Here is an 11,867-nt window from a genome sequence, read left to right on the forward strand (position 1 = left end):
AATGTCACCACTACTGTTGACGGTTATTTATCGTCAGAAAGGAGCTTACTCAAATCTTCTTTAAGACTAGTAACCGTCTTGCTGGCCTGCTCACTTCGAGACGCTTCGCTAACCAAATACTCTATCGCATCAGATAACGTACAACCGAGTTCGTTTGCTCGTTGAGATAACTTCTCCCAGACTCGATAATCAAGATCGATAGACTTCTTTTTAGTATGAACTTGCTCAGCGTTGAAATGGCGCTTACGTTTGGCTCTGATCGCTTGCTTGAGCTTGTTATCAAGCTCAGGCGACATGTTATTTGAGATCCACTCAAGAACCCCTGTAGGTTGGTGTTCTAGCTCCAACAAAGCTTTCACGGCAACATCAGCTTCACTTGAATCAATATGGCACGTGATCGAATCACCTTCTTTCCATTTTTTTACCAAGTAGTTCCATTTCCAACCACATTCTAAATTTTCAAGCTGCTGATATTTCATGTCTAATCTCGAGAGTTAACCTAGTGACAGCGTAACCCATAATAGGTCACTTAACAATTATTGTCTTGAAAGAATAGACCAAGATCATACTTATATTAGCTTAGTGTTTAGTAACTACAACATAGACCTATATGAGTCCTCGGTTTTTCTATATACTCCCTACCTTATTATCATAATCAGACATTTAAATGACTCAAGTAGATTGGCGACATGTTACGCCTCAGTACGATGAATATAGCGCTCAACTAGAGCAATTTCCTGACATATCTCCTTTCACATTCTCAGATATTCAACATAGATTTAGAGATGCGCTAACCCGTTTTGTACGCCTATCCAATCTTTCACGAGTTCTACTTGTTAATGCGCCTGACAACTCAATCTATCGTCAACTTATCGTTGAATCTTTGACGACAGAGTTAAAAGACGATGCTCAGCCTGTTATAAAAACCGAATCTTTAAATGCAGCCGCTTTATTTGACCAAGTTCAGTCTAAAAATGGTGAAATTGTAGCGACAAAGCCAGGTCTACTTTCTAGAGCGAACAATGGTTACCTCGTTGTCTCAGCGAATCTGATCCTTGCAAATCCAGGAAGTTGGTTGTTATTGAAATCCGCACTTCTCGGTGAAGCAGTCGAACCAATTAGCAGTTTTCCAGAGCATCTAAATCAAACGCCTATCGCTGCACTGACATACAACATTAAGTTGATTGTTGTCGGAGACCGCGCTCAACTTGGTGATCTGGATTATCTAGATGGCGATATTCAAACAGGGTTTTGCCTATTCAGTGAAATAGAACAAGATATTAAGCTTTCACACGATACTTTGACCCAATATCTTGGGTATCTAAGATGGCTTCAGCAACGTTATAACCTCCCATATATTACGCAACAGGCACTAATTGGGATTCTTACCGCTGGCGCGCGTGAGACTGAAGATCAGAGCTATATCCCTTTATGCCCTATTTGGCACAATGCGCTATTGAGCGAAGCTTTGGTTGAAGCGGACAATGGTGACATTGATATTCACCATATTCAGCAAGCTCAACAACATAAATACAACCGCGAGTCTTACCTTCCTGAACGTGCTCTCGATGATATTCGAGATGGCCAAGTCATCATCGAAACAGAGGGTGAGCAAGTAGGACAAGTTAACGGCCTGACGGTTATTGACGTTCCTGGACACCCTATTTCTTATGGTGAACCAGCTCGTATTTCCTGTGTTATTCACTTTGGCGATGGTGACATTACCGATGTAGAAAGAAAAGCAGAGCTTGGTGGCAACCTTCACGCTAAAGGCATGATGATCATGCAAGCGTTTGTAAGTAGCGCGCTAAACCTTGAAGATCCGTTGCCATATGCTGCTTCTGTTGTGTTTGAGCAATCATACTGCGAAGTTGATGGCGATAGTGCTTCTCTTGCTGAGCTTTGCTCTCTGGTAAGTGCTTTGTCGGAATACCCTATCAATCAACAAATAGCGGTAACAGGCGCAGTTGACCAATTCGGTCGTGTACAAGCCGTTGGTGGGCTAAACGAGAAAATCGAAGGCTTCTACCATGTGTGTAAACACAACGGGCTAACTGGCGAACAAGGTGTGATCCTTCCTAGATCTAACTTAAGACACCTTGCTCTGAAGCCAGACCTAATTGAAAGCATCAAAAACAAAGAGTTCCATATCTGGTCTGTGTCTAATGTAGATGAAGCGATTCCTCTTATTATGAACGCACCATTTAGGGACGAAGAACAAGAAAGCGTTCTGAGTAAAATCGCGGAACGTATTGAAAACTTTGAAAGACATGAGCACCCTATTGGAATCGTTGGACGCATTAAAAACTGGTTTGTCTAGTACTGATCGGACTTGTTTAGCGTACACCTGTTCACTAATATGCACCTATCAAAAATCGGAGTAATTGATAATGCAAAACAAACGTGATTCTTACACTCGCGAAGATCTTCTAGCATCAAGCCAAGGCGAACTATGGCCAGAAGGTCCTCAACTACCAGCACCGAACATGTTGATGATGGATCGCATCACTAAAATGTCTGAGACTGAAGGTGATTTCGGTAAAGGTTTGATTCTTGCTGAACTGGATATTACTCCTGACCTATGGTTCTTCGACTGTCACTTCCCTGGCGACCCAGTAATGCCTGGTTGTCTAGGCCTTGATGCAATGTGGCAGCTTGTTGGCTTCTACCTTGGTTGGGTTGGCGGCAAAGGCAAAGGCCGTGCTCTAGGTGTTGGTGAAGTTAAGTTCACTGGCCAAATCTTACCTACGGCTAAAAAAGTAACTTACGAAATTCACATGAAGCGTGTTGTTAACCGTCGCCTAGTAATGGGCCTTGCAGACGGTCGCGTTCTTGTTGATGGTAAAGAGATCTATGTTGCTAAAGATTTGAAAGTTGGTCTTTTCCAAGACACATCAGCATTCTAGTCTAATAGTTAGATTTTTAATAAAGCAGCCAATGGTTGCTTTATTTTCATTCCAACGCATTTAGTTATAGTGCACTAAGATGTGACTAAATAACTCTCATCAATTATATATCCACCAGCAAAACAACCTTAAATCAACTTCTAATCAGCAAGTTCTCGGTTTATAAGGCCTTGTATGGTTCTCAGAAATTAACAAGGCTCCAGCTGTTATACAACATGGAGCCTTGACCTTTGAATATGTTCGCCCTATCTACTTATAGAGACCTGAATGCTTATCATCTTTGGCATCACGCCAACCACCTAACCAATACGATTTAGAATCCATTTGGCTATATGGGCAAGCTTCTTGTGACCTGCCGTTTAAACCAGCTTTGTAACCTTGAGATTGTGCTCGTTCTAGGCGATCACGCTTTTGTCTCTTCATAGTGCAGTCCTCATACGGGTGTTCGTTTACTAACATACAATGATTACAACTTCGTGGAGTTTTGTTGACTCCAACTTTAAGAATCGACCACTTTTGCACTTTTCTCAAGGCGAAAAAAAGCCCGAGTTCAGAATTGTGAACTCGGGCTCAAGAGATAAAATTATTTAAATTTTCTACGGAACCCTAATAGGCCAAGTACAGTCAAACCCAACCAACCTAGGCTACCGCCTTGACGATCAACTTTCTCTGTATCAGCACTACGAGTTTGGATATCGGCTTTACCTTTACCAGCGATAGGAATCAACTTAACAGCAACAACCTCTTCAACTGCATTAGATGCTGCACCGCCACAATATGAGTTATGTGACGTTGTATCATATGCTTGTGTTGTTCCACCAACGGTACACTTGATAGCGGTGGCTGAGATCACACCCGCATCATTGATATCGGAAGCATCAATAATTCGGAACTTGTTGTTTTCTCCAGAAGCGTTACCATCATTTGTTAGATCATCTAACCACCAAGCTTTGCTCTCAAACAGCGCAATCCTTGATGCATCAGTGCCAGTCGCTTGATATGGGTAAATAAAACCACGGTGTCTACGCTCACTACCATCTACTTCACGAGTCGTCTCAGCATCAATCTGGCCAACAAACTCATTGAAGTTGTTAACAGCTTTAGCTTCACCGCTCGAACCATCAAAGAAAATGCCACCAGACAAGTATGTTGCAGTAGGAGTAGATGCTGATGCATCAGTTACAACGAAAATCTTATTACCTGCGCTACCATTTTCAGGAACTCGACCATTACGCTTAGAGTTACCAACAACAAACAAGTTGTCGTTAATATCGGTCGCAACAGAGTTACTGTATTTGTAATCGTTAGACGAGTTAGAGTTGACCTTAGCCCCCTCAATTGATTTGGTCGTCCAAGTATTCGCGCTGTCAGCTAAGTCCAGAGATTTACTGATGAATACAGATGCATTCATATCTTGCAGATCGCCACTACCATCAACAGTATTGTAGCCTACGCCATAAAACTTAGTACCCGACTCAGTAATTGAACGCATGCTGCCTTGGGCGAAGTAATCGCCTTGTTGGGCGTTGCCACTTCTGATCCAATCAATTTCTTTTGTTGTAGTACCATCCCAAATTGCTGCTTTTGAACTAAACGTTGTATCTGAAGTGTCTGTTTTAGGGCCTTTCGTAGATACACTACCTACGTTATAAACAGTACCGTTACTTGCTGTTATAGCTTTCCATGCACGAGTTTCTGAGGTACCTGTAGGCCCAACTGTAGTTGTGAACATCGCATTACTACGGATGTTACCATCAGACTTAACACCTAATGGTTTAGCCTTATCATCTAAAGAGTTAATGACCGTATTGCGGTTCTCAAACGTAGACCCACCCTCAACAAATGCTTTTGCATTTACATAACTTAGGTCGTTTTTTTCCTTGCTCCAGGTATCATTCCAGCGGTTTTCTGCCCAACTTTCACACGTAGAGTATTGCAGCTCAAGTTTACAATAGTTTTCGAAATCATCGCGCTCTTGGATATATTGAAATGGAGCGTCCATTGCGAATGGTACTTCTTCACGATAACTTACAGCTTCAAGAGTATTGCGACTTTCGCCAGCAAGCTTAAATGTACTATCCGCACAGTTAGTTGCATTAGAATCAAAGCAACCTAGAGGTAACTCATCATCAGGTAATGCTGCGTTAGCGTTGACAGCTTTACCAGGCTGAATCGCAACACCAAATATTTCAGAAGCACCAGTAATAGAAGGCGTTACTTCAACTACCTTGTAAAGCGCAGCATTCGCATTAGTTGCAGCAAAAACTAATGCTGCAACTGTTGTTAATTTAAATTTAGTACAAGTCATTATTACTTCTTAACTTTCCTGTTGTAGTGCCTCGAGCTCTTCCCAGCGCTCAAAAGCAACTTCAAGCTCCTGCTCTACTGCAGATAGCTTATCTAAAACTGGTTGTGTCTGCTCTACAGATTTTGAGAAGAAGTCTGGATCATTAACTTCTTGCTGCAGAGTTTCAATCTCGGTTTCCAATTCTTCCAAACGCAAAGGTAACGTTTCTAATTCTCGTTGTAGCTTATACGATAACTTCTTAGGTTTAGCTTTAACTGGCGCAGTTTTGGGAGTTTCCTCAACAACTTTCTCCGCCTTTGCTGGCTTTTCAGCCTGACGATACTCCAGCGCTTGTGCTCTTTGTTTCTGAGCATCATGGTAACCACCAACAAACTCTTCCACTACGCCGTTACCTTCAAAGATCCAACTTGTCATAACCGTGTTATCAACAAACTGACGATCGTGGCTCACTAAAAGAAGCGTACCCTGATAGTTGGCAAGCAAATCTTCTAAAAGTTCCAAAGTTTCGATATCTAGATCGTTGGTTGGCTCATCGAGAATCAATAAGTTATTCGATTTAAGGAAAATACGAGCTAATAACAGACGGTTTTTCTCACCACCAGACAGTGCCTTCACAGGAGTACGAGCACGTTTAGGAGAGAACAAGAAATCTTGTAGGTAGCTCAGTGCATGACGCTCACGGCCGCCTACTGTCACTTCTTGCTTACCATCCGCTAGGTTGTCAATTACTGACTTCTCAGGGTCTAGGATTTCGCGGTATTGGTCGAAGTAAGCCACTTCAAGTTTAGTACCACAGTGCAGACGGCCTGAGTCAGGCTTAAGCTGATCAAGAAGCAGTTTAAGGACAGTACTCTTACCACAGCCATTAGGGCCGATCAGAGCAATACGATCGCCACGCATAATGTTGAAGCTGAAGTCCTTAACAATCTCTTTGCCTTCAAAGCCAAAGTTAAGATTCTCTGCTTCGAATACAATCTTGCCTGAACGTTGGCCATCGTCAATTTGGATAATCGCTTTACCCTGCACTTCACGACGATTGATGCGCTCTTCACGTAACTTCTTAAGGGCACGTACACGGCCTTCGTTACGCGTTCGACGAGCTTTAATACCCTGACGAATCCAAACTTCTTCTTGAGCAAGCTTTTTATCGAATTCAGCGTTCTGCATCTCTTCGACACGTAACGCTTCTTCTTTCTCTAGCAAGTAGTTTTCGTAATCGCCAGGGAACGAGCTCAGCTTGCCGCGATCAAGATCAACAATGCGTGTTGCCATCGATTTGATGAAAGCACGGTCATGCGAGATAAAGATGATTGAACCACGGAAGTCTTTCAGGAAGCCTTCTAACCATTCGATTGTCGCAACATCCAGGTGGTTAGTCGGTTCGTCGAGTAGAAGCACGTCAGGGTCACATACAAGCGCACGAGCGAGCGCCGCTTTACGTTGCCAACCACCAGACAAATCGGTCAGTTTTGTTTCAGCAGTGAGTTTAAGCGCCGCCATTACGTTACTTACGCGATCTTCGAAACGCCATGCGTTGGCATGATCCAACTGCTCTTGCACACGAGTAAGACGATTTAAGTTCTTTTCGCTAGGGTCAGTACCAATGAGATCCAAAAGATCATGGTAGATCTTCAGCTGTTCGCCGATTTCCGCTAGGCCACCAGCAACGTAATCATAAACGGTGCCTTCTTCATTACGCGGTGGATCTTGCTCAAGGCGAGAGACAACCACATCTTGTGTGATTTGCATCTTACCGTCGTCCATGATGATGTTCCCTGACAGGATTTTCATCAACGTAGACTTACCCGCACCATTGCGCCCTACTAAACACACACGTTCGTTTTCTTGCAGTGCAAAGTCCGCACGATCTAATAACGGGTGATCGCCAAATGCTAATTGCCCGTTATGAATTGTAAGTAATGCCATTCTTTTTTAACCAATCATTAAGTTCTAACAAGCCAAATGGCCAGTTAAGCTCTGAGCTTTGAGAAAAGTCAGAGCTTTCAAATTTGAGCACAGGAATAGTGACCCCGTAACGGGAAAAGAGCTCATCATCAAATGCAATGTCGACAACGTTGACGTGATGGCTAATGTTTAACTGTTCCGTGAGTTTGAATGCCATCTCACATAGATGGCACCCTTCTGTACTGTAGAGAGTCAGCACGCTATATCCTTATACAATCTCTTAATTACTTATGTGTAATCAACCAGCAGTTATGAATGTGCTTGTTACGAGAGAAGTCCAATGGAAGCGTTTTAGCTGAGATGTTCTGAGCTTTAAGACCTAACTCCTCTAGGCCTTCTACATCCATTTTGAAGTGACGCTTGTTGTTAGAGAACACAATCGTGCCTTCTTCACGAAGAAGACGCTTGAGGTTTTCCATCAATTGAATGTGATCACGCTGAACATCGAAAGATTGATCCATACGCTTAGAGTTTGAGAACGTTGGTGGATCAATGAAGATCAGGTCGTAAGAGCCCTGCTCTTTAACCAACCACTGTAAGCAGTCAGCTTGAACAAACTGATGTTGACGACCAACACGGCCATTCAGCTCCATGTTCTGCTTTGCCCACTCAAGGTAGGTATTAGACATATCAACCGTTGTTGTAGAGCGTGCACCACCCACAGCAGCATGAACAGAAGCACTGCCAGTGTAAGCAAACAAGTTAAGGAAATCTTTACCTGCAGCCATTTCACCGATACGACGACGAGTGATCTTATGATCTAAGAACAAGCCCGTATCTAAGTAGTCGTGAAGATTAACAATCAGCTTAACGCCGTATTCGTTCACTTCTAGGTTAGAGGAGTCTTGAGCCATTTTTTGATATTGAGAGCGGCCTTTCTGCTTCTGACGAACCTTAAGAACCACGTTGTTTGCTTCAACGCCAGTGACTTGAATAGAAGCACGGATGATATCGGTTAAGCGACGTTTTGCTTTCTCTTCCGGTACATCTTTAGGTGCTGCGTATTCTTGAATCACTAGGTGACCTGGGTATACGTCAATCGCTACATTGTATTCTGGTAAGTCCGCATCGTAGATACGGTAACAATCTAATTGCTCTTTCTTAGCCCACTTGCCAATTTTACCGATGTTCTTTTTAAGACGGTTTGCGAAGTCTGGAGCAATAAGTTGCTCTTGTTCACCCGTTGGACGCTCTGACATCGGACGATCAGAGATTGAGTAGTTCTTTTGGTGACACGGTAACGCACCATTGTTCAATTTGAACTGTTTGTCTGCACGCATACGTAGGCAGCTAAGCAGTTCGTCTGAACTAGAGAAGATAGACGCGTTACAACCGCCAAATTCCGCTTTAAGTTGTGCACCGAATGCCGTGTAAAGTGCAATAAGACCCGGCTCTGTACCAAGACGCTCACCATAAGGTGGGTTAGAAACAATCACACCATCAGCAAACTCTGTAGGACGCTTAAGCTTTGCTGCATCACCTACTTCGAATTCAATCAGCTCTTCAACACCAGCACGACGAGCATTGTCACGCGCTGTTTTGATCATGCGCTCGTCATTGTCGTAGCCATAGAACTTACATTCTACTTTCTTAACGCCACGACGGCCTTGAACGTTCGCTTCAGCTTTTACTTCAGCCCACAGCTCTGGTTCAAAATCTTCTAGAGATTCAAAACACCACTTCTGGCGTTTAACACCCGGTGCCATGTTTGCAGCCATCATTGCTGCTTCAATCACTAACGTACCTGAACCACACATTGGGTCTAGGAAAGGCTTAGTCGCATCCCAGCCACTACGAAGAAGAATCGCTGCAGCAAGGGTTTCACGCAATGGTGCGCGACCTGATTCTGGACGGTAACCACGTTGGTGAAGACCGCTACCTACCATATCAACACCAAGAATCGCTTTGTCACGATGTAGACGAACGTGAATACGAATATCTGGATTTTCTTTGCTGATAGACGGACGAGGCAAAGACTTTTTCTCAAAGCTATCAACAACGGCATCTTTTACTTTCATCGCACCGTATTGGCTATTACGGATTTCGTTGTTCGTACCATTGAAATCAACAACGAAACGCTTAGTGCTATGGAATTGATTTACCCAGTTAACCGCAGTGGTCGATAGGTAAAGATCCATGTCATCCATACAAGTGAATTCTGAAAGGACACGTACAAATCGAGAAGCCAAACGGCTCCACAAACAACAACGATAAATTTGCTCATTGGTGGCTTTGAATTTAACACCTGCTTGAACAGGTTTTGCGTTTGTAATCCCTAGTTGGGTTAGTTCTTCAACTAATAAATTCTCAAGGCCATTTGAGGTAACCGCTAGATATTGATTCATAGTGTTCTTTTATTGATAAAAATGAGCTCGATTATACCTGAATTTGTTACCAGAGCATCACACTAAACTCGTCTTTTCATTGAATCTTTCGACTAACTGCTTAGCAAATGGTCAGTCATGAAGCGATCGCTTACCCGCACTCCCTTACAACACAACAACTCTCAATCTCACAGAAATAACACTCATCGATAGGCTTAAACCATTAAATGCATTTATATTCACCCTTAAACTGGTATATACCAAACCGAAATTTAGGTTGAAATTTAACAACAAAAGACCCAAAACAGGGAATAAACAGAGGAAATCCGCTATCGATAGTGGGAGAATCGGTCGAAATTGAGGTTAAAAAAGATACGTTTTTTACAAATTAAATAAGTGAACAACGTCATTCAAATGAATGAACTACGTCGTATTTATTGAGATAGGCTTTTTTAGGCACAAAAAAATCGGCTATTAAGCCGATTATGGGGAAGGTATTACAGGTTTATTCGTAGCGATATTTGGTCGAAATAGTGCTCTATTAACGCTCTAGGTTAGAGGTTAACCCACCATCGCAATATGCGTTTGATGAAGGATAGCATTTGCGTCAGTCATTCTATCGTGCATGACTTTAATCGAGTCTCCAAATCGTAACCCTTTTGAAGGCGTTAGGAGGAACTCTTCTAGGTCTACAAATGCACATAAGCTCGCACACTCTCCTACTTCTAATACAATGAAGTAACCAAGGCTATGCTCGTTATGCATTTGTACAATATCCCCTTCTTGAGGATATTCATGGCCAACGCCTTGTGAGTCGAAGAACCAGCTTTTAGGCTGTACAGGCTTATGAAAACGCTTCGCGGCCACACAATAAAGTGCAAGCTCGGCTTGTCGTGGCTCAGACAGTTCTAAGCCAGAAATTTGTTCTTTGAAGGTTTGGTAGGAAGATGCATCATCAACAGTGAATTCATTATCTTTAAAAGCGCAGTCCACCAGCTTATTGCGGACCAGATTCGTTTTAAAAATCATATCCTCTCCGAGGTTTAGCATCAATGAACATTGCTGCTCATCGTAATACCAACTCCATGTATCGCTAGGTTTAAGCATCATTTCGTCTCACACTGTTGAACCATTCCATTAGGTAAAACGCAAAATTACCTTCAATTACAGTAATTTTACTGTGCGATAGGCAAAAAAAAAGAGGAAATGAATTCCTCTTTCTTATTGCTTTTCTCTACAACTCAGTGAGTTACAGTGTCTCTTTTATTAAGACGATGCCGGATTGTAGTCTTTGGACTAAGATCGTTTTTACGAACTATAGATTTTTGACGATGTCGCCTACAAGGCCTGGACCTTTGTAGATAAAACCAGAGTAAACTTGTACAAGCTTCGCGCCCGCCATCATTTTCTCTTTTGCAGCAACGTAAGAGTCAACGCCACCTACCCCGATGATCGGTAGTTGGTCACCCAGCTCCTCGTGAAGTTTGCGAACAACTTCAGTACTGCGAGATTGAACTGGACGTCCGCTTAGGCCACCCGCTTCATCGCAATGCTTCATGCCTTCAACGATACTGCGATCCAATGTCGTGTTGGTTGCGATCACACCATCGATCTTATTTTTGATCAATGATTCGCAAATCTGACTGATTTCGTCATCACTTAGATCCGGCGCGATCTTAAGAGCAAGCGGGACATATTTGCCATGCTTCGCTTCTAATTCAGATTGCTTGGTTTTTAGTTCAGACAACAAATCATCAAGTGCTTCGCCATATTGTAGTGAACGAAGTCCTGGAGTATTTGGTGAAGAGATATTTACCGCAATGTAACCCGCGTATTGGTAAACCTTCTCCATACAGATAATGTAATCTTCTGCGCCCTTTTCAATTGGCGTGTCTTTGTTCTTACCAATATTGATACCTAAGATGCCGTCATAGTTCGACTTCTTAACATTCTCAATTAGGTTATCTACACCTAGGTTGTTAAAACCCATGCGATTGATAATACCTTCGGCTTCAACAAGACGGAACAGACGTGGTTTGTCATTACCTGCTTGTGGACGAGGAGTCACAGTCCCTACTTCTACAAAACCAAAACCCATTGCGCCAAATGCATCAATACATTCGCCGTTTTTGTCTAGGCCGGCAGCAAGGCCAACTGGGTTTTTAAAAGTAAGACCCATGCACTCTACAGGTCGGTGAGGTAATTGTTGGCGATACAAAAGATCAATAGGTGTGCCTGTGAAGCGTTTGAAATTTTGAATTGCAAGATCATGAGCCTTTTCGGCATCAAGTTGGAAAAAGCCAGTTCTGGCTAGACGGTAAAGCATTGTGCCTCCGATAGAAAAAAGCGCCGTGTAAACGGGGC

Annotated in this window: 10 protein-coding genes; 2 read left to right on the plus strand and 8 right to left on the minus strand. The window is 42.9% G+C overall.

Features of this window, described 5'->3' with window-relative positions; translation table 11 throughout:
- Positions 1-23 precede the first annotated feature (23 nt).
- Complete coding sequence (matP, locus tag DUN60_RS06885; RefSeq protein WP_004733655.1) at positions 24-479, minus strand: macrodomain Ter protein MatP; 456 nt, start codon at positions 477-479, stop codon at positions 24-26.
- Positions 480-667: 188 nt separating this feature from the next.
- Between matP and DUN60_RS06890 the strand changes: the two genes are divergently transcribed.
- Positions 668-2,320, plus strand: coding sequence for an AAA family ATPase (locus DUN60_RS06890; protein WP_114633576.1), 1,653 nt, complete (start codon positions 668-670; stop codon positions 2,318-2,320).
- A 70-nt stretch (positions 2,321-2,390) separates the two neighbouring features.
- On the plus strand, positions 2,391-2,906 hold the full coding sequence (gene fabA / locus DUN60_RS06895; protein ID WP_010440782.1) for a bifunctional 3-hydroxydecanoyl-ACP dehydratase/trans-2-decenoyl-ACP isomerase: 516 nt from the start codon (positions 2,391-2,393) through the stop codon (positions 2,904-2,906).
- A 249-nt stretch (positions 2,907-3,155) separates the two neighbouring features.
- On the opposite strand, the gene rmf is transcribed toward fabA, so the two are convergent.
- The 7 genes from rmf to pyrD form a co-directional block, all read right to left on the minus strand.
- Positions 3,156-3,329: a ribosome modulation factor gene (gene rmf / locus DUN60_RS06900; RefSeq protein WP_017074275.1), complete on the minus strand. Its 174-nt coding sequence runs from the start codon at positions 3,327-3,329 to the stop codon at positions 3,156-3,158.
- Positions 3,330-3,489: 160 nt separating this feature from the next.
- Positions 3,490-5,214 (minus strand): DUF3466 family protein, encoded by a 1,725-nt coding sequence (locus DUN60_RS06905; RefSeq protein ID WP_114633577.1) that lies wholly within the window; start codon positions 5,212-5,214, stop codon positions 3,490-3,492.
- A 9-nt stretch (positions 5,215-5,223) separates the two neighbouring features.
- Positions 5,224-7,140 (minus strand): ABC transporter ATP-binding protein, encoded by a 1,917-nt coding sequence (locus DUN60_RS06910; protein ID WP_114633578.1) that lies wholly within the window; start codon positions 7,138-7,140, stop codon positions 5,224-5,226.
- Positions 7,118-7,336: a glutaredoxin family protein gene (locus DUN60_RS06915; protein WP_009846663.1), complete on the minus strand. Its 219-nt coding sequence runs from the start codon at positions 7,334-7,336 to the stop codon at positions 7,118-7,120. The genes DUN60_RS06910 and DUN60_RS06915 overlap by 23 nt, the downstream gene beginning before the upstream one ends.
- A 67-nt stretch (positions 7,337-7,403) precedes the next feature.
- Entirely contained in the window at positions 7,404-9,524 is a 2,121-nt protein-coding gene (gene rlmKL / locus DUN60_RS06920; RefSeq protein ID WP_114633579.1) for a bifunctional 23S rRNA (guanine(2069)-N(7))-methyltransferase RlmK/23S rRNA (guanine(2445)-N(2))-methyltransferase RlmL, read from the minus strand.
- Positions 9,525-10,064: 540 nt separating this feature from the next.
- Positions 10,065-10,613: a cell division protein ZapC gene (locus DUN60_RS06925; protein ID WP_114633580.1), complete on the minus strand. Its 549-nt coding sequence runs from the start codon at positions 10,611-10,613 to the stop codon at positions 10,065-10,067.
- A 205-nt stretch (positions 10,614-10,818) separates the two neighbouring features.
- Positions 10,819-11,829, minus strand: a complete 1,011-nt coding sequence (pyrD, locus tag DUN60_RS06930; RefSeq protein WP_017077215.1) for a quinone-dependent dihydroorotate dehydrogenase — start codon at positions 11,827-11,829, stop codon at positions 10,819-10,821.
- Between the last annotated feature and the right edge of the window lie 38 nt (positions 11,830-11,867).

Origin of the sequence: Vibrio splendidus (assembly GCF_003345295.1) — a bacterium.
Classification (GTDB): Bacteria; Pseudomonadota; Gammaproteobacteria; order Enterobacterales; family Vibrionaceae; genus Vibrio; species Vibrio splendidus_K.